Source organism: Pseudomonas sp. LTJR-52, assembly GCF_003691465.1.
In the GTDB taxonomy this organism is placed as follows: domain Bacteria; phylum Pseudomonadota; class Gammaproteobacteria; order Pseudomonadales; family Pseudomonadaceae; genus Chryseomonas; species Chryseomonas luteola.
On the sequence record NZ_CP033105.1, the window covers coordinates 1020024 to 1044101 of the forward strand.

General features: G+C 57.5%; 23 protein-coding genes and 1 pseudogene. 12 read left to right on the forward strand and 12 right to left on the reverse strand.

All coding sequences use genetic code 11. The features are described 5' to 3' along the window. The first annotated feature begins 215 nt into the window (after positions 1–215). Together EAW52_RS04655 and EAW52_RS04660 are read left to right on the forward strand one after the other, a co-directional pair. The gene (locus EAW52_RS04655; protein ID WP_122041589.1) at positions 216–434 is read left to right on the forward strand and encodes a cold-shock protein; all 219 of its coding nucleotides are present in this window, start codon (positions 216–218) and stop codon (positions 432–434) included. Between the two features lie 80 nt (positions 435–514). After that, positions 515–865: a DUF3509 domain-containing protein gene (locus EAW52_RS04660; RefSeq protein WP_019367347.1), complete on the forward strand. Its 351-nt coding sequence runs from the start codon at positions 515–517 to the stop codon at positions 863–865. A gap of 116 nt (positions 866–981) precedes the next feature. On the opposite strand, the gene EAW52_RS04665 is transcribed toward EAW52_RS04660, so the two are convergent. Beyond that, positions 982–1191 carry a cold-shock protein gene (locus tag EAW52_RS04665; RefSeq protein ID WP_010795833.1) on the reverse strand — a complete coding sequence of 70 codons (210 nt, stop codon included), beginning with the start codon at positions 1189–1191 and terminating at the stop codon, positions 982–984. Positions 1192–1719: 528 nt separating this feature from the next. Here EAW52_RS04665 and EAW52_RS04670 point away from each other — a divergent pair. Both EAW52_RS04670 and EAW52_RS04675 read left to right on the forward strand, forming a co-directional pair. Continuing rightward, on the forward strand, positions 1720–1929 hold the full coding sequence (locus tag EAW52_RS04670) for a cold-shock protein (protein WP_019367346.1): 210 nt from the start codon (positions 1720–1722) through the stop codon (positions 1927–1929). Positions 1930–1983: 54 nt separating this feature from the next. After that, positions 1984–2250 carry a hypothetical protein gene (locus tag EAW52_RS04675; RefSeq protein WP_010795831.1) on the forward strand — a complete coding sequence of 89 codons (267 nt, stop codon included), beginning with the start codon at positions 1984–1986 and terminating at the stop codon, positions 2248–2250. 688 nt (positions 2251–2938) lie between these two features. Here the strand turns inward: EAW52_RS04675 and EAW52_RS04680 are convergent. Then, the gene (locus EAW52_RS04680) at positions 2939–3112 is read right to left on the reverse strand and encodes a general stress protein (RefSeq protein WP_010795829.1); all 174 of its coding nucleotides are present in this window, start codon (positions 3110–3112) and stop codon (positions 2939–2941) included. Positions 3113–3386: 274 nt separating this feature from the next. On the opposite strand from EAW52_RS04680, the gene EAW52_RS04685 reads away from it, so the two are divergent. The 4 genes from EAW52_RS04685 (at position 3387) to EAW52_RS04700 (ending at position 6729) form a co-directional block, all read left to right on the forward strand. Continuing rightward, a complete protein-coding gene (locus EAW52_RS04685; RefSeq protein ID WP_122041590.1) occupies positions 3387–3968 on the forward strand; it encodes an alpha/beta hydrolase in 582 nt (193 codons plus the stop codon). Between the two features lie 58 nt (positions 3969–4026). After that, entirely contained in the window at positions 4027–4665 is a 639-nt protein-coding gene (locus EAW52_RS04690; protein ID WP_010795827.1) for a peroxiredoxin, read from the forward strand. A gap of 231 nt (positions 4666–4896) precedes the next feature. Then, positions 4897–6339: an ATPase domain-containing protein gene (locus EAW52_RS04695; RefSeq protein ID WP_122044721.1), complete on the forward strand. Its 1443-nt coding sequence runs from the start codon at positions 4897–4899 to the stop codon at positions 6337–6339. Between the two features lie 27 nt (positions 6340–6366). Next, positions 6367–6729 (forward strand): response regulator, encoded by a 363-nt coding sequence (locus tag EAW52_RS04700; RefSeq protein ID WP_074822007.1) that lies wholly within the window; start codon positions 6367–6369, stop codon positions 6727–6729. Between the two features lie 12 nt (positions 6730–6741). On the opposite strand, the gene EAW52_RS04705 is transcribed toward EAW52_RS04700, so the two are convergent. Then, on the reverse strand, positions 6742–8091 hold the full coding sequence (locus EAW52_RS04705; protein WP_177411892.1) for a sodium:proton antiporter: 1350 nt from the start codon (positions 8089–8091) through the stop codon (positions 6742–6744). A gap of 179 nt (positions 8092–8270) precedes the next feature. Here EAW52_RS04705 and EAW52_RS04710 point away from each other — a divergent pair, with 179 nt between their 5' ends. Then, the gene (locus EAW52_RS04710; RefSeq protein ID WP_122041591.1) at positions 8271–10193 is read left to right on the forward strand and encodes a PAS domain S-box protein; all 1923 of its coding nucleotides are present in this window, start codon (positions 8271–8273) and stop codon (positions 10191–10193) included. A 5-nt stretch (positions 10194–10198) separates the two neighbouring features. Here the strand turns inward: EAW52_RS04710 and EAW52_RS04715 are convergent, their stop codons facing one another. From EAW52_RS04715 to EAW52_RS04755, 9 genes are all read right to left on the reverse strand, one after another. After that, positions 10199–10765, reverse strand: coding sequence for an HD domain-containing protein (locus tag EAW52_RS04715; protein ID WP_122041592.1), 567 nt, complete (start codon positions 10763–10765; stop codon positions 10199–10201). A gap of 207 nt (positions 10766–10972) precedes the next feature. Next, positions 10973–12715, reverse strand: coding sequence for a ClcB-like voltage-gated chloride channel protein (locus EAW52_RS04720; RefSeq protein ID WP_122041593.1), 1743 nt, complete (start codon positions 12713–12715; stop codon positions 10973–10975). 142 nt (positions 12716–12857) lie between these two features. After that, entirely contained in the window at positions 12858–14168 is a 1311-nt protein-coding gene (locus tag EAW52_RS04725) for an MFS transporter (protein ID WP_122041594.1), read from the reverse strand. Between the two features lie 193 nt (positions 14169–14361). After that, complete coding sequence (locus EAW52_RS04730) at positions 14362–15696, reverse strand: sigma-54 dependent transcriptional regulator (RefSeq protein WP_122041595.1); 1335 nt, start codon at positions 15694–15696, stop codon at positions 14362–14364. After that, the gene (locus tag EAW52_RS04735) at positions 15693–17486 is read right to left on the reverse strand and encodes an ATP-binding protein (protein ID WP_122041596.1); all 1794 of its coding nucleotides are present in this window, start codon (positions 17484–17486) and stop codon (positions 15693–15695) included. Before EAW52_RS04735 ends, EAW52_RS04730 begins: the two co-directional genes overlap by 4 nt. A 91-nt stretch (positions 17487–17577) precedes the next feature. Continuing rightward, positions 17578–18306: a DUF4198 domain-containing protein gene (locus EAW52_RS04740; protein ID WP_122041597.1), complete on the reverse strand. Its 729-nt coding sequence runs from the start codon at positions 18304–18306 to the stop codon at positions 17578–17580. A 93-nt stretch (positions 18307–18399) separates the two neighbouring features. After that, positions 18400–20523, reverse strand: coding sequence for a TonB-dependent siderophore receptor (locus EAW52_RS04745; RefSeq protein WP_122041598.1), 2124 nt, complete (start codon positions 20521–20523; stop codon positions 18400–18402). Between the two features lie 177 nt (positions 20524–20700). Beyond that, on the reverse strand, positions 20701–20979 hold the full coding sequence (locus tag EAW52_RS04750; RefSeq protein ID WP_083397824.1) for a DUF3820 family protein: 279 nt from the start codon (positions 20977–20979) through the stop codon (positions 20701–20703). 82 nt (positions 20980–21061) lie between these two features. Then, positions 21062–21955: a chemotaxis protein gene (locus tag EAW52_RS04755; RefSeq protein ID WP_010795814.1), complete on the reverse strand. Its 894-nt coding sequence runs from the start codon at positions 21953–21955 to the stop codon at positions 21062–21064. Positions 21956–22269: 314 nt separating this feature from the next. Between EAW52_RS04755 and EAW52_RS26735 the strand changes: the two are divergent. The 3 genes and pseudogenes from EAW52_RS26735 to kdpF form a co-directional block, all read left to right on the forward strand. Then, positions 22270–22974 (forward strand): annotated as a pseudogene (locus EAW52_RS26735) (cache domain-containing protein); the annotation flags it as partial. Positions 22975–23106: 132 nt separating this feature from the next. Next, positions 23107–23835: a methyl-accepting chemotaxis protein gene (locus EAW52_RS26740; protein ID WP_372238902.1), complete on the forward strand. Its 729-nt coding sequence runs from the start codon at positions 23107–23109 to the stop codon at positions 23833–23835. Positions 23836–23984: 149 nt separating this feature from the next. Next, on the forward strand, positions 23985–24074 hold the full coding sequence (gene kdpF / locus EAW52_RS04765) for a K(+)-transporting ATPase subunit F (RefSeq protein ID WP_010795812.1): 90 nt from the start codon (positions 23985–23987) through the stop codon (positions 24072–24074). Positions 24075–24078: the final 4 nt, after the last annotated feature.

The following is a 24078-nucleotide window of genomic DNA, read 5'->3' on the forward strand; positions in this document are numbered from 1 at the left end:
TCGCATGGCAGAGCAAGGATTCCCACCCGTCGCCGCACAGCTAAATAGCCGCACACCCCAGGCCGAATGCGCCTATGGTGAAGTAACTACGTTGCTATCATGCTGCCATGACCCCTTGAGGGTGTTTTATCTACACCCCAGCCTCTCTTTGGATCACTGCCGCCTCGGCTCGCACGGGATGTTTCCCTGCGGCCTACCTTATCCAGGAGCCTTTCATGTCTGATCGTCAAACCGGTACCGTCAAATGGTTCGACCGTGTCAAAGGGTATGGCTTCATTGTTCAGGCCCAGGGGCCTGAATTGTTTGTGCACCACAAGTCGGTCAACGGTGGTCATGTGGTCAAGCAGCTGATCGCGGGCCAGCCGGTTTCCTACATTGCCGCTGAAGGCAAATTAGGGAAGGGCATGCAGGCTGAACATGTCGAGGCACTCTAGGTGCCTCGCACTGGCTTGTGGAGCCATAAACGCAGCGCTGGCTGCCAATATCTACCATTCTGCTCGGCGAGGTGTTTCACATGAAGGCGTATCTCAAGACCCTGTCATCCTCCTTTGAGGTTAACCGGCCCGTCATTTCAGCCGTTCGACCTGACGGCAGTCTGACGCTAACGTTTTCAACGCAAAACAAGGATGTGGTGGCCATACGTGTGATTTCCGCGGCCGATCTGGATGATCAGGAGCGGTTACATACGGTTATTGATGGTATCAAGACGCAGCTCGCGGTTATGGCTGGGAAAATGAACCGAAAAGCCGCCACCCGCAGCAACATGGTGTACCTCAGCCGATTCCGCAGTGAGTGGGCATTGGCACCCTTGGCACCGGGTTTTACAAAGCCATTTATATCACCGGATGGGCCCATGCCTACCTGATCATTGTCCAGGTGCAGGCATGCCCACGGGGTATGCCTTGGGCGAATCGGTTGGCAGGCTATTTTCCAAGGCAATAAAAAAGCCCCGCAGTGCGGGGCTTTTTTGGATCAGGTGTCTTAAGCGACTTGAACCTGATCAGCTTGCATGCCTTTCTGACCTTTGACGGCCACGAAGGACACTGCTTGACCTTCACTCAGGCTCTTGAAGCCTGAACTTTCGATCGAGCGATAATGGACGAACAGGTCCGGACCACTCTCAGGAGTGATAAAACCAAAACCTTTTTCATCGTTGAACCATTTGACGGTGCCATTTTGACGACCAGACATGATGTATCTCCAGGGTAAAATAAGGCTGCGGCGCTGAAACATTCAGGCCGAGACTGAGGTGCGAAAGTAAAACGAGCCGAGGAGATGAAACGAAAAACAGAACATCAAGCCAGGTATCGAAGTAGCAGTTGCAAAGCAGTGAGATCACAATACGCTTTTTTCAGCTCTTGTATACCTTTATTTTTATTTTCTCGATTATTTTCTCTGCTAAGAAACGATTTAAATAACACTTGCTCAATGAAATCAGAGTGTTAGACCAAATAAATGGCAGGCCTATAATATTTGGGAAGCATAAATAATGGAGTAATAATAGTCATATTTGTTTTCATTTATTCCGTCCGTCTAGGTTCAGTATAAAAGCAACACATGGACGTGAAAGAGAGTACAGTGGCCTTACTGTATAGCTAATTGTCACCGCGATGCTGACTTGATGGCCTGTCTGAAATCATCTCCTCGGTTCCTCTGCCCGTTAGGTGCAGTCTCGGCGCATTTCAAAGGCTGCCGTAATTCATACCCAGGAGAAAAATCATGTCCATTAGACATCAAGGCACTATCAAGTGGTTTAGTGAAGATAAAGGATTTGGCTTTATTATTCCGCAAGAAGGACCAGACCTTTTCATTCATACGAAATCTTTTGAAAACCGAAGCTTCAGAGGCCCGAATGAAGGCCAGCTTGTGAGTTATCAGTTGATCGTAGGGCCTAAGGGCTTCGAAGCGGGACAGGTCAGAGAGCGTTGACATAAGGCCCCGCCAAGCCGGGGTTTTTCACGTTTATTAGCGTAAGGAAAATTCATGTCAACTGACGTATCAGCCCCTGTTCTCACCTATATGAAGTCGCAGTTTCTGCCCTTGGGTTTCCAAGTGCTGGAAGAGAGCGAAAAAGGCTTCGCCGTGCGCATCTTCAATCAGCAAAGCGGTATTACCATTCTAGAAGCCAGACGAAATAGTTCACCTTATCAAATGAGCCAGGCTGAGGCGCAAGTGTGGGTGACGGGCATCAAGCGTGAAATAGATAATCAGTTTGATATTCGAAGAAAGAATAGTCTGGCCAAAGTTTAACGAGGCGCAACGGTTATTCATTAACTATACAGGTACTTCATGACTGCCTGGACGATCAAGACCAGTGACGGAAGAACGCTACATAGCTGTTCATTACGAGGAAAGTTGGTCACGGTGGTATGGCAGGAAAGAAACATACCGGCTATGTGTACTGAATCCCAGCGGCCGTCTATTGAATTTCGCCATGAACATCAGGCTCATGCGTTTCTCGCTTCGCTGAAATTGTTGCGGATGGAAGAGTTCAGCGATGCCGCTATTGTGCAAACCATAGGAAGATGAAATCGGCTTTTTACCGGTATTGTTTTTTGAGCTCTGGTTATCGGTGTGTCTGTTCTGTCAATTTAATTCATAAGCCCTCCGGCAATTCTCAATTGCCCTCATCAGGTTATTACCTTTACACGCTTAAGGCAGATGTCTCTGTGTAGCTCTATTTTAGAGAGGCTATACCAGACCCTCATGCGCTTGAGCTCTTCTGGAGGCCGAAATACTCCAGGTAGCAGGTTCTTTCTATCGCTCAGGCAGATACGTCTGAAGCGAGCGATCAGGTCGTGTCAGGGATGGTGACGATCAAAGAGGGCATTAGAGGTCGGTAAAAGCGTGGATTTACTCAAACGGTAGGAAGCGTCTTCAGCAGCGCCTGAAAACAGAGCTTGAGCGGAAGCTGGGCCTCCGCTCAACCACTCAGCTGCTAGCTGCGGCCGCCGCCATGACTGTTCTGGCCACCTTTTTTGCCTGCTTCAGAGGCTTTCTCGCGATCGTTGGCAAAATTACCGCCGCTGTTCTGACCCCCTTTTTTGCCTGCTTCGGAGGCTTTTTCGCGGTCGTTGGCAAAATTTCCTGGGTTGTCGTTTTTAGCAGTCATTTGAATTCTCCAGGGGAAACCCTGATTCGGCTATTGATGATCAACAGCCTTCCTAGGTAAGGAGAGGGATATCCGCGGGGAGTTCAGATATTACGGGCTGATGGTAAGAAAGAAGACCAATGGCGCAGGAGGGCGTAATCATTCAGGCCAAAGCGCTGCAGCTTGTTGAGGAATGAGCCATATTCCATTAAAGAATAAATAAATTATTACTTATTCTTTGTGCGTATTTTAGGCGTGCGTACACTGCTGACATGACTCCTGTAGAGGCATCGCCATGGGCACCACCCCGATACAGTACCTGATTGTTCCCGGTTGGCAGGGCTCGCCTGCCAATCATTGGCAAAGCCACTGGCAGCGTGTTCTGCCTGATTGCTCTCGGGTAGAGCAAAAGGATTGGTTCACGCCGCAACGTCAGGAATGGGTGGATGAGCTGGAGCGCAGTCTGAAGGCCTGCCACGCTCCGGTTATCCTGATCGCTCACAGTCTGGGCTGTGCAACCGTGGCTCATTGGGCCGAGCAGGCCGACCCTGAAACAAGACAGCGTGTAGTCGGTGCGTTGCTGGTTGCACCCGCAGACGTCGAGCGGCCGGCCTGTCCTGCGCCGCTAAAGAATTTTGCGCCATTGCCTCGGCAGGCTCTGCCGTTTCCGGCGCTGCTTGTCGGCTCCGGTAACGACCCCGCTGCCACACCGGAGCGCGCGCGTTATCTGGCGAATACCTGGGGTGCCGCCTCAACGATCCTGGCCGATGTCGGTCACATCAATGTGAGGTCCGGTCATGAACGCTGGGAGGACGGTTTCACATTCCTGTACCAGCTGCAGCATCAAATCGAGCGAACGTCACGATACCGGGCTTAACTTATCCGGACCATCTGCCCAGGCAGGTGGCCCCTTGAACCGATACAGGAGGATCACCATGAGCCTTAGATTGGGCGATATAGCACCCGATTTCGAACAGGATTCCAGCGAAGGCCGTATTCGTTTTCACGAGTGGCTGGGCGATAGCTGGGGCGTGCTGTTCTCGCACCCGGCCGATTTCACGCCCGTCTGTACGACAGAGCTTGGGTTCACGGCCAAGCTAAAGGACGAATTCGCAGCCCGAAACGTTAAGGTCATTGCCCTGTCGGTCGATCCGGCCGATTCTCACCGCCGCTGGATCGATGACATCAACGACACTCAGAAGACCACCGTCAACTTTCCCATCATTGCCGATGAAGATCGAAAAGTGTCGGGCCTGTACGACATGATCCATCCGAACGCGAACGACTCGCTGACGGTTCGCTCGTTGTTTGTCATCGACCCGAACAAAAAGGTCCGGCTGATCATCACGTACCCAGCCAGCACGGGACGTAACTTCAATGAGATCCTGCGGGTGATCGATTCGCTGCAGCTGACCGATAACCATAAGGTGGCTACGCCAGCCAACTGGGAGCAGGGTGGCGATGTGGTGATCGTGCCTTCGCTCAAGGATGAAGACGAGATCAAGCAGCGCTTCCCAAAAGGCTATCAGGCGCTACGTCCCTACCTGCGCATGACGCCGCAGCCAGACAAGTAACGTTCCCCTTGAGGAGCGGCAGCTGCCGCTCCCGTCTCTAAAGACGTGGTGCTCCATGTCTTTCTGTCTGAGAACTCCTGCTCATTTGTCATCTCTGGTGAGTACCCTGATCACCTCACAGAAGTATTCATCTGGATATTTCAGGCGCTGAGCCATAGTCTTGTCGACCTGTTCAGACCGCCACGGTGTGGTCGATCAATGATCTTTTACTCTCTGGCAGGGCCAATCGAATTGAAGCAACTAACGCGCCTGGAAAGTGGAATCGAGGGGCTGGATACCTTATTACGGGGCGGCTTTGTGGCCGGCGCGTCATATGTCATTCAGGGCCGTCCGGGTTCTGGCAAGACAATTCTGGCCAATCAGATTGCCTTCAACCATGTGCGCAAGGGTGAGCGTGTCCTGTTCGCCACGTTGTTGTCCGAATCCCATGAGCGGATGTTCCAGTTTCTTTCCACGCTCAGCTTTTTCGATCACAGCCAGATCGGCGGTGATATCCAATACCTTAGTGCGTTCGACACCATGGAGCAGGAAGGGCTTGAGCCGGTCGTCAAGCTGCTGCGCCGGGAAATCTCCCGGCAAAAGGCGACGCTGCTGGTGGTCGATGGACTGCTCAATGCCCGCTCCAGAGCCGAAACGCCTTTGGACACGAAGCGGTTTATCGCCGAATTGCAGGCCCATGCCGCCTTTGCCAATTGTACGGTTCTGTTCCTGACCAGCTCGCGTCTCGATGACGGCAGCCCCGAGTTGACCATGGTCGACGGTGTGCTGGACGTGGGCGAGGAGATTCGTGGCGTGCGCTCCATTCGTCGCATGACCCTGCGCAAGACGCGTGGCAGCCCTGCGATTGCTGGGCTGCATGAGTATCAGATCACTGAAGATGGGTTTGTGGTCTATCCAAGGCTCGAGGCTGTCTACAACACGCCTTATCGTCCGGAGCAGATTGATGAGCGCCGAGTCGGCACAGGGCTGACCAGTCTTGACCAGATGCTTGCAGGAGGCCTTAGCCGATCCTCCATCTCCTTGCTGATGGGGCCGTCAGGCAGCGGCAAAACCTCTATGGGCCTGAGCTTTATTGCCCAATCCTCTCTGGAGGAACCCGGGGTGATCTTCGGGTTTTACGAGACGCCAGACAGGCTACGGGTCAAGGCACGCAGCATGGGGCTGGATCTGGGCGGCCTGATCGATAGCGGCGCTGTACATATTCATTGGCAGCCAACGGTTGAGTTGCAGCTGGATAAAGTAGGCCATCAGATTATTGATGAGGTCCGCCGATTGAAGGCCAGGCGGTTATTGATTGACAGCCTCGGCGCCATTGCGCGCATGGCCGGCAAGGAGGATCGACTCATGGAATTCTTTACCGCGCTCACCAACCAGCTCAGGTCTATGGGTGTCACAGTGTATGGCACGTGGGAGATGAAAGACCTCTTCGGGTCGGATATTCATGCGCCTGCGCCTGAACTGTCAGGCATTACAGACAATCTGTTCATGATGCGCTATGCGGAATTGAATGCCGAACTCAAGCGGGTCATTTCCATATTGAAGGTACGGGACAGCCACTTCGACCCGTCACTTCGTGAAATTGTTATCAGTGATAGTGGTATTGATTTAGCTAAGGCTTTCAGAAATGCGGAGATGGTTCTTTCAGGCTCAGCAACGTCGAACAGTCAGGGCTGATGTCGTCATTACAGGGAAGGTAAATACATGACGACGATTCTGGTGGTCGATGATGAGTTTTTAATCGCTGAAATTCTCTCGTTCGCGCTTGAGGATGCCGGGTTCCAGGTCAAAACGGCCAGCAATGGCCAAAAGGCGCTGGATGCCTTGCTGCGCGAGCAGCCTGCGCTGGTCATCACGGATTTCATGATGCCCTTGATGAATGGCATGGAGTTGGCCCAGGCCATTCACGACCATCCCGATCTCAAGGCGATACCCATCATCCTGACCACCGGTGCGCAGGCGCATATCGCTCAGCAGAACCAGCATCTGTTCAATGCCATCTTCGAAAAGCCTTTCGACGTCTTCAAAGTCATCGACACGGTCAAAGCACTTACCGACACGGTATAAGCCCGCGCTAGCTCATGCCTGTTCTTTAGCATGTTTACGCTCATAGCGATCCAGCAAGGGCTGGGTAGTGACTCCGTGCAGCAGGATACTGATAGTCACGACGGTTAAAGTGATGTCGATACTATCCTTGAGTGAGCCTTCCGTAAGGCCGTGGTTCAGGGCATAACTCAGGTAGTACAGGCTGCCGATCCCTCGTATGCCGAACCAGCCGATCAGTGTGCGCTGGGCAGGGGTCGCCCAACGTCGACCCATCAGCAAGTACACGCTTAAAGGGCGGATCACGCAGAACAATAGCAGCGCCAGCCCTGCCGCGCGCCAGTCCCAGTGGGGGTAGAGCAATACGCCCAGCAGCGTGACCAGCAACACTTCCAGGGAGCGTTCCAGCAGGTTGCCAAAGGCCAGCATGTCACCCATCAGTACGCCGGCTGCCACCGTGGCGTTGCTCAGTTTGTTATGGTCGAGCCGGTCGGCCTGTACGACCGATCCGGTCATGTGGCCCAGTACCGGCTGGGTCTGCTCCTCGGCCGGAATCTTGGCGTGGCCGGAGGATGAGACCTCCACTCGACGCAACCCCACGCCCGCTGCAAACACAGCAAGAAAGCCCCAGGCGCCGACCAGATCGGCCAGTACATAGGCCAGACCTATCAGGGCCAGTGCAAGAAAGTCATTGGGAGAGATGACGCTGTCGCGGTGTTTGATCCGCAGGTAAATGGAAAATCGCCCCATCAACCGCCCCAGGGTGTAGCCGATCAGAAGGCCTGCAGGCACGGCCCAGAGCAGGCGATGCAGAACCCATTCACCCAGCCAGTCGGCCTGTACGCTATCGTGGTGCATGACCAGCAGGGCCAGGACAACAAACGGAAAGGCCGTGCCGTCGTTAAGGCCTGCCTCACCGGACAGCGAGTAGCGCACCCGGTCGAAGTCCCGGGCATGAACGACCTGGACGAGCCCGGCCAAAACAGGGTCGGTAGGGGCCAGTGCCGCGCCGATGAGAAGGGAGGTGCCCCAGTTGAGACCAAACAGGTAGTGGCAGACCAGAGTACTGCCGGTAATACAGCACAGCATGATCGGTCCGGCCAGCATGTAGGCACCGTGCCAGGCCGGGTCCGTCAGGGGTAATCGCAGTTTGAGTCCGGTCACGAACAGGGAGATCAGAACGGCAACTTCCGTCAGATGCTCCATCCAGGGGGCCACGTCCTGAAAGCTTTCCTGCCAGAGACCCAGCCCCAGCGGGCCAATAGCAATGCCAAATGCCAGGCAAACGACGGATGTAGTGACAGGAAGCCAGCGAAGGTAGGCCGATGCCAAGGCCAGAACCAGCAGTAACGTACTGAGTACGCCTGCCCATTGAATGAAAGTCATGCGCTCATGGATACCTGATACTGAAACGTTATGGTTCGAGACATGACAAGGCGTACTGGTTCAGGTTGATCGGATCAAAACGCTATCAATGACATACTGTGGCCTGACGAAACCATGAGCAGAAACGGCTGCTTATCTGTCAGACTGTGAAATAGTCCCGCTTTAGCCTGACCATTGCCATGTTGCCAGCAGCCGATCCTTCCTACGAAACCGAGCGCTTGCGCGTCCTGAATGCGCTTGAGCTGATGGATTCGCCTGCCGAGCCTTTTTTCGACCGGATTACCCGGCTGGCGGTACGTACACTGGGTATGCCCATCGCCTATATCTCGCTGGTGGATGACAAGCGGCAATGGTTCAAGTCCCAGATTGGCCTGGATATCGTGGAAACCAGTCGGGAGTCCTCTTTCTGCGCTCATACGGTATTGGCGCAGCAGGCTATCTTTATCGAAGACACAACGCTGGATGAGCGGTTTAAAAACCATCATCTCGTCAAGGGTGGCAAGCATATTCGCTTTTATGCCGGGATCCCCATCACGAGTATCGAAGGACTGGCGCTCGGTGCATTGTGTGTCATGGACACAACGCCGCGCAGGCTGGAAGCAGAGGAGCTTGAGGCGCTCAACGACCTGGCCGCCCTGGTCTGTCATGAGGTTCAGCTGCGCGAAACAACCCTGCTGGCCCGCCGTCACGTCAAACGGTCGAAAGCGGTGTTCGAGACACGTGAGGCGCGCTTTCGTGCCATTTTCGAACGGGCCGCGGTAGGAATTTCCCTGGTAGGCAAAAATGATCATTGGATCGATATCAATGATGCACTCTGTCGAATGTTGGGTTACAGCCGCGATGAAATTAAGAAACTGACGTTCTGGGAACTCATTCATCCAGACGATCTAGCCGAGTTCAAGCAGCTGGCTGAGGGGTTGATTACCGGAAAGGTAGATGCCATCGACCTGGAACGGCGCGCACTCAACAAGCAGGGCGATTCGATATGGGTTCGTTTGAATGTCAGCCGGCTGGAAGATCAAAACGGTAATGCCAGCAGTATTGTGACGATCGTTACCGATATTCATGCGCGTAAGGAAGCCGAAGAGGCACTGGCGGCCCTGAGGGAGGATCTGGAGCAGCGCGTAGTGCTTCGAACCTATGAGCTTCAACGTGCCAATGAGCAGTTATCTCAGGCGATGGCGCACCAGCTACACTCCGAGCAGGCGCTTCGTCGCCGGGAGGCGGAACTTAGTAGCGTGATCGAGCATGCTAATGATGCTTATGTCCGCGTTAATGAGCTCGGCATTATCACAGCCTGGAACCGTCAGGCCGTCGAAACGTTTGGCTGGACAGTAGAAGAAGCCCTGGGCCAGCCAGTAAGCGAGCTGATTATTCCTCCTTCGATGCGTGAGGCGCATCTGGCAGGAATGGCACGCTATCTGGCGACTCGGGAAGCGAAAGTCCTCAATCAACGCTTGGAGTTGCCTGCGATACGGCGAGATGGGTCCGATGTTCCAATAGAGATACGCCTTCGAGCACTGAATGTGGAGGGACAATCCTTTTTTAGTGCCTTTTTGCATGATATCTCTGAGCGCAAGGCTGCCGAAGCGAGGCGTGAGCACGAGGCGCGTCATGATGCGCTAACGGGGTTGCTGAACCGGCGCGCACTGCTTGAGGTCCTGCCCAAGGCCATTGCACGGGCTGAGCGTACTCGGGCGACGCTGGCACTACTGTTTCTTGATCTCGATGGTTTCAAGGCTGTCAATGATGCTCAAGGCCATAATGCCGGCGATGCGTTGCTCATTGAAATCGCGAAACGGCTGCAAGGTAGTATCCGCAAGTCCGATGAGGCTATCCGCCTGGGCGGCGATGAGTTTACGGTCATTCTGGAAGGGTTGGTCGACGGAGTGAACGATGCATGTCGATTAGCGGGGCAACTGCTCGAGAAAATCCAGAAGCCGATCTGGTTGGAAAGCTATGAAGCCAAGGTAAGTGCCAGCATAGGCATCACGCTCTACATACCGGGCTCGGCCCGTACGGCAGATGATCTTATCAATACTGCCGACACCGCGATGTACGAGGCGAAGCGGGCCGGGAAGGCCCGGTATCACTTGATGTAAGTCTGCTATACGACGGTTTTTCGTTCGGTTTCTTCGTCCAGCTGCTCACGGATTGCGGCCAGTAGTGGGTGTGCGGAGGTGTATTGGCGGCCGTAGTTCAGGTTGAAGCCATAATCGAAGTCTGGCGGATTCAAGCCCTGGTTGTGCTGGAGAATGGTCTCGAGCTTATCCAGGCCCTTAGCAAGCTTGGCCTCTGGAGAGGAGCCGTTCTCGTACTCGTCCCACAACGCCAGAAAACGTTCCTGACGCTCCGCGGGGAGCGAGGCCAGCAGGGTTTGCAAGTCCTGGCGCTCCTGCCCGGACTTGCTCAGGCCCGGTCGCTGCAGCACGGCCGGAATATCACCGCTGATGGCTTCGCCCAGGTCATGGATAAGGCAGATTTTCAGCAGCTTGGCAAAGTCGATGCCCTGAAGTTCGTCTTCGTACACCATGGCCATGAGGCATAGCCGCCAGGTGTGTTCCGCGGTGCTCTCCTGCTTTCCCGAGCGGGTATAGGCGGTGCGAAGGGTATCCTTCAGCATCTCGGCATCCTTGAGAAAGCGGAGTGTTCCCATTAATTCGCTTAGTGTCATGCAGGTCACTCCTGTCAGGGTGAATCAATTCAACGAATCGAGTGCGCAGGGCCTGAATGTGCAGGCGCGGCGCGGGACGCTCGATAGATGATGGCTTGGACAGCACAAAGGCGAAAAGGTGAGAGAGGATTGGGTCTTCCCGCATTGAAGCCTGACGCAAGAGACAGCAGGGCATTGCCACCGGGGCGATACCCTGCAAGACCCGCCTTATAAATACAGCTTCAGGTGCGCCAGGACCTGACTTTTCGATATATAGCCCAAAAGCCTGGGGCAGGACTGGCTTTCTACCACCGGCAGGCGTTCGCCGGGATGGTTCAGGAAGGCTTCCAGGGCAACCGTGAGGTTATCGTAGGGGTGCAGCAGGGGAAGTGTATGACCCGGCAGGTCCCTGGCGAGCAGGTTGGCATCAAGTGTTCCAGCCGCCTGGGCTCTGTTGAGGTCTCGCAGCGCGACGATCTTGACCAGCAGGCCATTTTCGTCGATTACGTACACAAACTTGACGATCTGCTCGCGGAACGTTTGCAGCACTTCTTCCAGCGTGGCTGATGCTGGTACGGTTTGCGCGCCCTCGTTAAGAATGGCTTTAACCTTGAGGTTGCGCGTCTGGTTACGGGCTTTCCAGAGTTCGTTGTTTTTGGCGGTCACGGCGTACATGGAGCGGGGCGAGAATGCGCCACTGATGTAGTAGCCAGCCACCACGCACAGCAGCAACGGCAGCACGATGTCATAGCTCAACGTCATCTCGAACACCATGAGGATTGCCATGAGCGGCGCCCGGCTGGTGGCAGCGAGAAACGCGCCCATGCCGACCACGACATAGGTAAAGGTTGGCGCATGCAGGGTAGGAGCGAGATGCTCGACCAGGCTGGCAAACAGCACACCGATGGCGGCGCCGACAAACAGGGTCGGCGTGAAGATGCCGCCTACCGTTCCCGTACCGGCTGAGGCGGTTGTCGCCAGGACCTTGAAGACCAGCAGAGCCGCCACGGCTGTCCAGGGCCAGGGGTGGTTGATGAAGTCATTGATGACGCTATAGCCGTTACCCCAGGTCTGTGGATAGAAGATCGAAATCAGGCCGACCACGAGCCCGCCGCACCCCAGCTTGATGGGCAGCGGCAGGGGAATCTGGTCGATTCGCTTGCGTGAGTGTTCCAGCAGCCAGAGAAAGAGCGGGGCCAGCGCGCCGAGCAGAATACCCAGCAGGATGAACATCAGGTCTTGCGACAGGCTCAGGGGCTCGAACAGCGGTACGCTGTAGATCGAGTGATACCCCGGCAGTGAGCGCATGGTGAGGTTGGCTACCACGGACGCCATGATCAGCGGAGGCATGCGCTCCGCCACGATGGAGCCCAATACGATCTCCGCCACGAAGAAGGCGCCGGCAATCGGGGCGTTGTATACAGAGGTAATCCCGGCTGCGGCCCCGCAGGCCACCAGGGTCCGCATCTGCTCCGGTGAGATCGTGCGAAAGCGACCCACCAAAGAGGCGCAGAGGGCGGCCAGCTGCACCATCGGGCCTTCCTGACCAATGGAGGAGCCGGTGGCAATCGAGCACAGCGAAGATGAGCTGCGTGCCAGGGTCTGCCGAACCGGGATACGGCCATCGCCCAAGGTGATGGCTTCCATGTAATCCGAATGCGCCGTGGCTTTGGTATAGCGCCGACTGAGCAGGAGCAGGAAGCCCGCCACGATCCCGCCCAGCGTAGGCACGATCAGGCGCATGTACCATTCGCTGGACTGGGCCAGCTCGACCACGTCGGCCGTTTTGCCGAAGGCCGCGAGATGGATGAGGTCAATCGCATGGCGAAAGCCCAGCGTGACCAGCGCCCCGACGATCCCGATTGGAATGGCCCAGAGCAGGGTACTCAGGTTTTCAGCATCGCCGAGTCGTTCGCTCAGGTGCTGCCAGGTTTGACGAAAGGATGATACCAGCCGGGTGATGACCCTCATAAACAATCCGAAGCCACAAGAAATGCTGTTCGGATCATGGACCATGCGTTGCGCAAGGGCTATCCCCTAGTTATGGCAAAAGCGTCCTGATTGATGCTGGCTGCGACAAAAAAGGCCCCTTGCGGGGCCTTCTGGGGAAGGGTTACTCGTGGGTAATGCGGGAGTGGTCGCGCGTGTCCTTCATGAACAGGTAGACCAGAAGCGAGCAGGCGATACAGCCGGTAACGTACCAGTAGTAGCCGGTCTCCATGCCGATGCTCTTGAACCACAGGGCTACGTATTCCGCGGTGCCGCCAAAGATCGAAACGGTCAGTGCATAAGGTAGACCCACACCCAGGGCACGGATTTCAGTGGGGAACAACTCGGCTTTCACCACCGCATTGATCGAGGTGTAGCCGCTAACGATGACCAGTGCCGCCATGATCAGGAAGAACGCGCCCCACATGGATTGGATGGTGTGCAGCGCAGACAGGATCGGAACGGTGAATATCGTGCCCAGTACCCCGAAGGCGATCAGGATGGGGCGACGGCCGATCTTATCGGACAACGCGCCTACTACGGGTTGCAGCAGCATGAAGAGAAACAGCGTGGCCGCCGAAATCATGGTCGAGTCGGACTTGCTCATGCCTACGGTGTTTACCAGATACTTCTGCATGTAGGTGGTGTAGGTGTAGAACGCCAGGGTGCCGCCCATGGTCAGGCCTACCACGGTCAGCAGCTCCTTGGGGTGGCGCATCAGCGTACGCATCAGGCTTTCCTGGACGACACTTTCATCCTTTTTCTTGAAGGAGGCGGTTTCTTCCATTCCACGGCGCAGGTATAGCGCGGTGACAGCGCAGGCCGCACCGATCAGGAACGGAATGCGCCAGCCCCAGCTTTCCAGCTGCTCGTTGGTCAATGTCAGCTGCAGGATGATCAATACTGCCAGGGCGATGAGCTGGCCTGAGATCAGTGTGACGTACTGGAAGCTGGAGAAAAAGCCACGGCGTTCCTTGGTTGCCATCTCACTGAGGTACGTGGCAGAGGTGCCGTATTCGCCCCCTACGGAAAGCCCCTGTAAGAGGCGGGCCAGCACCAGCAGGACGGGAGCGGCTACCCCGATGGTGGCATAGCTGGGCGTTAGTGCGATGATCAACGAGCCGCCGCACATCATGACGACCGACAGCATCAGCGCAGCCTTACGCCCTTTTTTATCGGCATAAACGCCCATCAGCCAACCGCCGATAGGACGCATCAGAAAACCTACGGCAAAGATGGCGGCCGTGTTCAGCAGCTGAGCGGTGAGGTCGCCTTGAGGAAAGAAGGCCTTGGCGAAATAAAGCGAGAAGGCGGCATAGACGTACCAGTCGTACCACTCGACCAGGTTACCAACGGAGCCACTGAAGATGGATCTGATGCGCTGTGACGTGGTCTTGGGCGTTACGCCCGCGGCCAGGGTGGCGGTGCTTTCCATTCGGAATCCTCTCTTATCATTGTTGTATGCCGCTGCGTGAACGCACGGCTTGTCATCCTGACTGCACGAGGCGTGCCATCAGGGTGCTGGCCGTATCCAGAGGGTTGTAGAGGAGGATGTAAGCGGAATCTTGCCGAAGGCCTTTAAACCATAAGCGGATTTCCGCCTATGGTCGCCGGCGGTTACGCCTGGGTCAGCCGTCCGTTTCCAGAAAGACTTCCCGCATCAGCCCATGGCGCTGCATTTTTTCATTGAGGGTACGACGTGGAAGCTTGAGTTCCTCCAGTACCGCCTTTATGTCGCCTTTGTGCCGGGCCAGCGCATTACGCAGGCATTGCGCCTCGAAGGCTTCCATTTGCTCGTAGAGGGAAAGGTCCGCCGTTGATTGCGAAGCGCCGCTATCCAGGCCCAGCACATGCCGCTCGGCCGCGTTGGCCAGCTCCCGGACATTGCCCGGCCAGTCATGGGCCAGAAGGCGTGCCAACTGGTTGCCACTGGGCGTGCCGGGTTCGCGTCCCAGGCGTTTGGCAGCCTGCTGGAGAAAATGCTCGAACAGAAGGGGGATGTCCTCACGGCGCTCGCGCAGCGGTGGCAGATAAAGCTCCGCTACGTTGAGACGGTAGGCAAGGTCCTCTCTGAACCGGCCGGCACGGGCTTCTTCCAGCAGATCAGGCTTGGTGGCGGCAATGATGCGCAGGTCCACAGGAATACTCTGGTTGGAGCCGAGCCGCTCCAGCTGCTGCTCCTGCAGGACTCGCAGCAGCTTGGCCTGCTGGGCGAGAGGCATACTTTCGATCTCATCGAGAAACAGGCTGCCGCCGTTAGCATGTTCCAGTTTGCCGATCCGCTTGCCGGTTGCCCCGGTAAAGGCGCCGCTCTCATGCCCGAACAGCTCAGCCTCGAACAGCGTATCGGGGATGGCGGCACAGTTGAGCGCGACAAAGGGCTTGGCGCTACGGGTGCTAAAATCATGCAGGCAACGGGCGACCAGCTCCTTGCCGCTACCCGTTTCACCCCGCAGAAGGATATTGACGGGCGTATTGGCGAGTTCAAGCACCTGTCTGCGCAGCGTTTCCATGGGGCGTGAATAGCCGATCAGCCGTGCAGCCAGCTGAGCTTTCTGGTCCGAGTGATCGTGCAGGCGCCGGTTCTCGAGCACTAGACGGCGTTTTTCCTGGGCGCGCTTGAGGCTGCCGAGCAGGGCCTCGGGGCTGAAAGGCTTTTCCAGGAAATCATAGGCACCCTGGCGCATCGCTTCGACGGCCATGGTCACATCGCCGTGGCCGGTCAGCAGGATGACCGGCAGGTCTTTGTCCAGGGTCTGAAGCTGCTCGAGCAGGGAGAGCCCGTCCAGGCCGGGCATGCGGACATCGCTGATGATCACACCGGCGAAGTCGGGCGTCAGCTGCGCCATGCAGGCCTCGGCGCTGGCATACAACGCGACCTCGAACCCCGAGAGTTGCAGCCATTGCTGGATGGCTTCCCGGATAGTGGATTCATCATCGATGACGATTACGCGGTCCGTCATGTCGGGTCCTCTTCGATCACCATGGGCAGGGCCAACATAAAACGCGCGCCCTGGGCCGTATTGTCAACCGTCAGCTCGCCGCCCAGTTCGTGGACGATAGCGTACGACACGGCCAGGCCAAGGCCCAATCCTTCACCGACCGGCTTGGTGGTGAAGAACGGATCGAAAACCTGGCTCAGATGTTCTTCCGCGATCCCGCCGCCGGAGTCCGTGACGGACAGTAGCCAACGGCCTCGCTCGGGTGTCAGGGCAATATCCAGCTGGCGAATCGATTTATCCGCCATGGCATCCAGTGCATTGCGCAGGAGATTGACGAGCACCTGCTCAAGACGGATGGCATCACCACGCACCTTGGCGGGTCGGCTCATGCGCAGGCTGACGTCGACCCGCTCGTTCTGGACCCGTGGTGCCAGCAGCTCGAAGGACTTGTCTACTACGCAGGCCAGATCCAGCGGTTCGCGAAGACCGGCAGGCGTCTTGCGGGCATAAGTTTTCAGATGACCGGTCAACGCAGCCATGCGGCCCAGGAGTTCATCGATACGGACAAGGCTCTGGCGAGCCTCATCGTGACGCTGCTGGTCGAGCAGGAGGCGAACGCTGGCCAGCTGCATGCGCTGGGCTGTGAGCGGCTGGTTCAGCTCATGGGCGAGGGCGGCGGACATCTGCCCGAGCGCGGCCAGTTTGGCGGCCTGGATCAAACCGTCCTGGGCGGTTCGCAGGTCGGCAGTACGGGCCTCGACCAGACGCTCCAGCTCATCACGGCTGCGCTGGCGCTCACGGGCCAGACGCCGTCGCTGCTGAAGAAAGAGCAGGGCGAAGACCAGGGCAAACCAGGCACCGGCGGCCGCAAGGCCCGTGGTCTGGGCCGTGGCAGGAAGACGAGAGCGGTCGCGCAGCAGGTGCAGCGTCCAGCCTTCTTCGGTGAGGGGCAGTGAGGTCCAGAGAAAATCCTGCACGCCCAGGGGGCCGTGGACCCGGGTGAGGCGCTGATTCTGCGCCAGGGTGTTCATGGGCTGATAAGTGAGTGGCAACAAGGGCTGACGGTTGTACTGCCGGGTCTCCTCAAGTTCGGCATGGTCATCGGGCCTTAGCGACTCGAGGATGCGGTAGCGCCACCCCGGCTGGTTGGCGATAAACACGATTCCACGCGCATCGCTTACCAGGATGATATCCGGCTGCTGGCTCCAGGAGTGTTCAAGCTCTGGAAATTCCAGCTTGACCACAATGGCCCCAAGAAAGGTGCCATCGTCGGCCGTCACCGCCTGGGAGAGAAAGTAGCCGGGTATGCCTGTGGTGACGCCTACTGCATAGAAACGACCTGCCCCCCGGGTGCGCGTCTGTAGAAAATAGGGACGAAACCCGTAGTTATGCCCTACATAACTGGTGGGCAGGCGCCAGTTGCTGGCAGCCACGGCAAGGCCCGTGCGGTCGAGCAGTTCTAACGTGGATGAGCCAGCGGCCCGGTTGAGCTGTTCGAGCTTAAGGTTGAGCCGATGCTGGGCTTCGGTACTCAGGGGCCCGGCCAGACTCTGGCTCATCTCGGGATCAAGTGCCAGAACGGCGGGTAAGGAGCGGTAGCGGTCGATCAGGGTTTGCAGGTTGCGGGCATAAAGGTGCAGCTGCTCTTCGCTCAGGGCACCGGCTTCGCGCAGGGCATAGCGCTCAGCCTGACGTGTGGCGGCATAGGCCACCAGCACGGCACCGGCCACGATGACGAGCGAGGCAACGAACAGACGCGAGGAACGGGACAGGCGCATGGCAGACTTCGCGATCAGCGGAGCACGGATCATACTGCGTTCGGCCGGTACTGACAGCCCGGTTACCGAAATGCACTTGAACGGCTTTGCGGTGACTGGGCTGTTTCAGAGGTCTACGCCGGCATCAATGGTGGTGGTCGCTCGGGCTGACAAAGACCAGGGTGGAAAACATCCCGCGCACGCGGCCGTTGGGGTCGTCCTGCTTGACTTCCGTGTTGGCGCCGATCACGTTACGACCATGATGGCGCACCGTAATCTGTGCCCGGCCCTGGGCATCGGTCGTGACGCTGACGTGATCAGGGTCATTGATCACATCGTCGTACAACTTGATACCGGAGGCGGGCTTGCCGTCGAGCAGGACTTGCACTTCCAGCGTCTCACCGGGCTCTACGGCCAGTGGATCACGCTGAGGAATAATGGCGAATTTAAGTGCGTCCAGAGAGGGCAGCTTGGCGCCTTTTTCCATAACCGCGAGGCTGTACTTGTAATAGCGTCCTGAGGCAAGGGCGCCCGATACCTCAGTTGCCCCCTTGTTCACCCACTTCTTGTCCTGGCCTTGTGCCCAATAGCCATTGTCCAGAGCAACCGCCAGCACCGCTGGTGTAGCGGCCGGTTTCAGACGCGCATGGTCGCTCTGTTTTTCAACCGTGATCGGTACGGGCTTGCCGGAGGTGTCGTATGCCCAGGCACCGGAAATCCGGGCCGGGTCATAGGCGTCTTCTTCGGCGCCTTCGCCAAAGACCACTTCGATCTGGCCGCGGCGCTCTTCCGGCCAGAGCGCATGGGCAAACAGCGAGTCGCTGAAAACGGACAGCGCAAGGGTGGCGGCCACCAGGGTGTGCTTGGTATTCATGTCGAGGTTCCTGTAGCGAGCGTGACGGGATACAGCGTTTCGATAAAAGCGAAGCGTGTGCAGGCGATGAATCCGGCACACGCCGCGTTCGGCTTACAAGGTGATGGAAACTCCGGCCTGCAGGGTGCGTGGCGCACCGGGGTAAGCCCAGATCGAACCCCAGGCACGTTCGTCGTATTCCTCGTTAAAGACGTTGTCGAGGTTGAGGTTCAGGCGAATACGGTCGGTCAGCGGGTAATAGGCAAGCAAGTCGACAACGGTATAGGACGACATGTCGAACGCCGTGGACGAGGTGCTGCCCTTGCGGTCGCTTACGTATTTGAGCCCTACGCCCACGCCCAGCCCGCTCAACAGACCCGAATCGAATTCATAGGTATTGAGCAGATTCACGCTGTGCTTGGGAACGTTTGCCAGACGGCTGCCGGTGGGCATGGTGGACGTCGTGCTCTTGGTCACTTCGGCATCGACATAGGCATAACCGCCAATAACGCGCCATTGCGGCGTGATATTGCCAGCCAGGCTGAGATCGAAGCCACGGCTGCGCACTTCGCCTGCCGCAATCTGGTAATTGCTGTCGAGCGGGTCCGATGTAAGGACGTTTTCCTTGGTGATATGGAACAGGGCTGCCGTAATACTCAGGTCATGCTCCGGCACGTCGTACTTGATGCCGGTCTCGTAGGCGATGCCTTTTTCCGGGTCGAAGGCCTGGCTGCTGCGATCGGCGCCCCGGTTGGGCTTGAACGAGCGAGCCGTGTTGGCATACACGGCCAGCGAGTCGGTCAGGTCATACACCAGGCCGAAGCGAGGCGAGACGGCGTTATGTGCTTGCTCCCAGCTGCCTGATGCGGACAGGTAGTTCGTGTACTGCTGCTCGAAGCGCTCCAGCCGCGCACCAACCTGGGCCTTGAGTCGGTCGGTAAGTTCGACCTGATCCTGCAGGTACAGCGCGTAAGACTTCAGGTTCTCGTCATCATGGGTGGTCGTACGGGTCAGGGCAGGCAGCGGCTGGCCATACACCGGCGCATAGAGGTCGAGCGGGAAGGCACTGGCGCTGCCGCTGGAGCGGCGGATAAAGGATGTGTAATTGAAATCGTCGTACTCGACACCAGCCAGCAGGGTGTGAGCAAAACCCGCCGTCTTGAAGTGGCCTTCAACGTTGGTCTGGAAGGCTATATCGTCCCATTCCAGGGTGCGCTCGCTATAGTTCCGGCCAATGGTGCGGCCATCGGCTGCCAGTCCATTGTTCTCTACGGCGCCGCCGTCCAGGCTACCGTCGAGATACTGCACGCCGCCACGAATGGCCCAGTCGTCATTGAGCTGGTGTTCCAGACGCAGCTGGGTGGTGGCGTTTTCATTACGAAGTTTGCCGGCGTCCTCCTCGCCCAGGAAACGATCGCGTGGAAGCTGACCGGCCTGGGTGGCATAACGGGTAACGCCCCGATCCATAGGATGGCGGTTGTGCAGGTAGTCGCCCTCTAGGATCACGGCGGTACGGTCGCTCAGCTGCCAGCGCAGCACGGGTGCTACGTTGTACCGTTCGCTTTCCACATGGTCACGAAAGCTGTCGCTGCCTTCAGCCACCAGATTCAGACGATAGGTAAATTCGGCGTTTTCATCCAGTGCGCCGGTGGTGTCCAGCGTACCGCGGCGCAGCCCCTGGGTGTTGAACTGGCTGCCCAGAACAGTTTTCCGATCGGCCTGGGGCTGCTTGCTGACAATATTGAACGTGCCGCCCGGATCGCCTCGGCCATAGAGCATGGATGCAGGGCCACGAAGTACCTCCAGGCGCTCGATCGTGCTGGCATCCGGCATGTTGGGATAGCCACGGTTGACGGCAAAACCGTTGCGGTAGAACTCCTGGGTACTAAAGCCCCGCACCAGGAACTCAGTCAGACCCTGTCCGCCAAAGTTGTTGCCTCGTTCTACGCCCCCCGCGTAGTCCAGGGCATCTTCAAGGCGGGTGGCACCGATATCTTCTACGACCTGACGCGGCACTACGCTAATGGACTGCGGCGTCTCGTGGATGGCTGTATCGGTACGGGTGGCACTGGCCGAACGGGTTGCCCGATAACCCTCAACGGGGCCTTGAGCGCTTTCGGTCACGTTGGCTGTGATTTCCATCTGCGATAACGAGGCTGGCTCGGAGTCGGATGGGGTTTCCTGGGCATAGCAGGTGAAGGCGTGCAGAGAGAGCACGGGGACGATAAGACGCCGCATTTCTTCTTCTTTTCCTTGGTAAGAACCGCCAGACGCGGAGATAGGATGCGGATGCTATATATTATGATAATCGTTATCAATAACGAGTTGATAGCAACTTGATTGCGTCGTCTGGAATGCGATGAACACGGAGCGCGCTGTCCTAACGCCTCAGGTGTTCAGGCGGAAGAGAGACGGCTAGTCGAAGGAGAACCGCTTGGGTCGCGGGGGCTTGTCTGGAAAACGGGTTCCAGACTTGGGCGGGTGCGCTTTGCGCAGCGGTTCGAGCAGCGGTGACAGACCGTTGTGGTCGATCTCTTGCATCAGCTGGATCAGGCGGCCGATTTCGCCCTTGGGAAATCCTTCACGGGCGAACCAGTTGAGGTAATGGCCGGGTAGATCGGCAATGACGCGACCCTTGTATTTGCCATAGGGCATTTCACGGGTCACCAGCAGTTGCAGATCCTTCGGGTCCATAAAGCCTCACAGGGTAACGGTTGGAATGCCCGGATCTTCACCGGACCCGGACATTCTACCGTATCGAGGCTGGCAGGCGAGGTCAGCGCCCCTGAACGGCATGGGCCGCTCGAATCACGCAGCGGGTCAGCTCCGGTGGCGAGAACTTGGTGAGTACGTCGTTGGCACCTGCCTTCTTGGCCCTGTCGCTGTTCATGGAGCTATCCAGTGACGTATGCAGCAGCACATAGAGGCTGCTGAAGTCCGGACTCTCGCGCAGGCTCTGGGTAAAGGCGTAGCCGTCCATTTCCGGCATTTCAATGTCGGAGACAACCACGTTGATCTCATCATCTGTGCCTTGTAGCTCTAGAAGCTTTTCAATGGCTTCCTTGCCGCTGCGGGCAACATGGCAGCGGATATTCAATGTCTGCAGGGCATGAAGCGACAGGTTGCGCGCGACTTGGCTGTCATCCACGATCAAGATACGCGTTGCCTCCAGGGCTTCGATGTCTTCTTCGTTCAGAGCCGAAGGCGTCTGCGGTATGGCAGGCGGTGCAATACCGTGGATAACCTTTTCGATATCCAACACTTGAACCAGCGTGCCTTCCACTTGGGTCACGCCGGTGACAAACGCGCGACTACCAGAGCCGAAGGGGGGCGGGATGATATCGCTCGACCGGCAGTGAATGATCTTGGCAACGTTCTGGACGTGTAGCGCCTGCTTGGTACGGCTGATCTCGGTCACGATCAGGCAGCCACCAGAAGGGTCGGCCAGGGGCTGTTCGCCAATGGCACGGCTCAGGTCAATCACCGATAGCGAGGCGCCTCGCAGGGTCGTGACGCCTTTGACGTGCGGATGCGACTCAGGCATGCGTGTCAGGGGCGGGCACGGAATGATTTCGCTGACCTTGAGCAGGTTGATGGCCATGAGCTTTCCGCTGCGCAGTGAGAACAGCAGCAGCGAGAGGGAGTCATCGGACGGGTTGTGCTTGGGCATGGGTGACCTGTTCAGGAATTCAACTTAGCTGCCAGGACTATCGGCCAATAGACGCGAAGGTTTAGGCGAAAGTTTGCTTCATTCCGTCGCATCCGCCCGATGGGCCACTGGCCGGGCGAGCGTAGCCAGTCATCGGGTCGGGCTTCAGATCCCTGAAAGGGAGTCGATGAATCTAAAGATAGCCCAAAAAGAGTCCGGGCACCGTCATGTCATGTGAGCTTCAACAAGAATAAACAGGAGCCTGTTGCATGGATGTCTTACGCAAATACCCCGTTCGCGCGCGTCTGTGGTTGATCCTGACTGTCGCGGCGCTGATGCTGCTGGCCTTCGGCGCGCTGACGCTCAGGGCATCCTATGAGCACCTCTATCAGGGCAAGGCCGAAAAGACGCAGCATGTGGTCGAAACCGCCCTGGGTGTGTTCACACATTTCCAGGCGTTGGAAGCGGGCGGCACGCTCAGCCGTGAGGCGGCGCAGCAAGGCGCCTTGGCCGTGCTCAAAGCGCTTCGCTACGATCGCAACGACTACTTGTGGGTCAACGATCTGCAACCGCGCATGGTCATGCATCCGATGAACCCCAAGCTCGACGGGCAGGACCTTTCTACTTATAAAGATCCTGACGGCAAAGCGCTGTTCAATGAGATGGTAGTCGTGGCGAAAAACGGCGGTGGGGTTGTGGCCTACCGTTGGCCCAAGCCCGGCGCCAGTGAGCCGGTGCCCAAGGTTTCCTACGTCAAGCAGTTCGAGCCCTGGGGCTGGGTGCTGGGAACAGGCGTCTACCTGGATGATCTGCAGGCCGAGTTTCGCGCACAGGTCTGGCAGACGGCAGGCGTCGGGGCAGTCATCGTATTGCTCATGGGCGTCTTGATCTTTCTCATTCAGCGCAGCATTACCCGACCGCTGACGTCGACCGTTAAGGCGATGGCCAATATCGCCAGTGGTGAGGCCGACCTGACCCACAGGCTCGACACGTCGGGCCGTGATGAGTTGTCTGAACTGGGCCGTCATTTCAACCGGTTTTCGGAGCATTTGGGTGAACTCATTCGTCAGCTACTGACGGCCGCTCATTCGCTGGATCGTCATTCGGGCGAGCTGGGTGCCATTGCGGCCCAAAGCCAGCGGCACAGCGACACCCAGACCCAGCAGATGGATATGCTCGCCACGGCTATCAATGAAGTGACACATGCCATCCAGGATGTGGCCCGCCACGCCGAGCAAGCCTCGGGCGAGGTGCAGAGTGCTGAGCGTCGGGCCGATCAGGGGCAGGTCAGTATCCAGACCAGCCTCCACCAGACCGAAGGGTTGTCAGACACCATTCTTCAGGCCGCCGAGGTCATTGAATCACTGGCGCAGGAGAGTACCCAGATCGGCACCGTACTGGATGTGATCCGCTCCATTGCCGACCAGACCAACCTCCTGGCTCTTAACGCTGCTATCGAGGCAGCACGTGCCGGTGAGCAGGGGCGCGGGTTTGCGGTAGTGGCCGATGAGGTCAGGCTTCTGGCACAGCGCACCCAGAAGTCCACCCAGGAGATTCATGCCATGATCGAGCGGCTGCAGGCCAATTCGGGCGCGGCGGTTCGGGTCATTCAGGAGAGCCGGCAGGCTTCGCAGCACACCATCGAGCAGGCCAGTCAGGCCAGCGACAGCCTTGAGCAGATCAACCAGACCCTGCGTAACCTTGCAACGGTGAACGCCTCGATTGCGAGCGCTACCCTGCAGCAGTCCCATGTGGTGGAGGAGATCAATCAGAGCGTCGTACAGGTGGCCGGCCTTGCTCAGATCAACGCCACTGCAAGCGTGCAGACGAGTCAGGCCAGTCAGCAGCTGCGTGGCATTGCCGATCAGTTGGGTCATCTGCTCGGCCAGTTCAAGGTGTAATGCTTCCCTTGCAGGGCCGGTCTGACGGGTCGCCCTGCATTTCTTAACGCTTTCTTTACGCCTCCCTGGGGGCTTACGTCTCGATCCTTTACAGGACTCCTCCCGACAATGCTCTCCATCAGCGGTCGTGCCGCGTAAAGGAGAGAGTCATGAGCGTTCTGGATAGCCTGTGCCTGCTATTGGCTGTGGGCCTGTTCGTGTACCTGCTGGTGGCGCTGATGCGCGCCGACCGTTCGTGAGGCC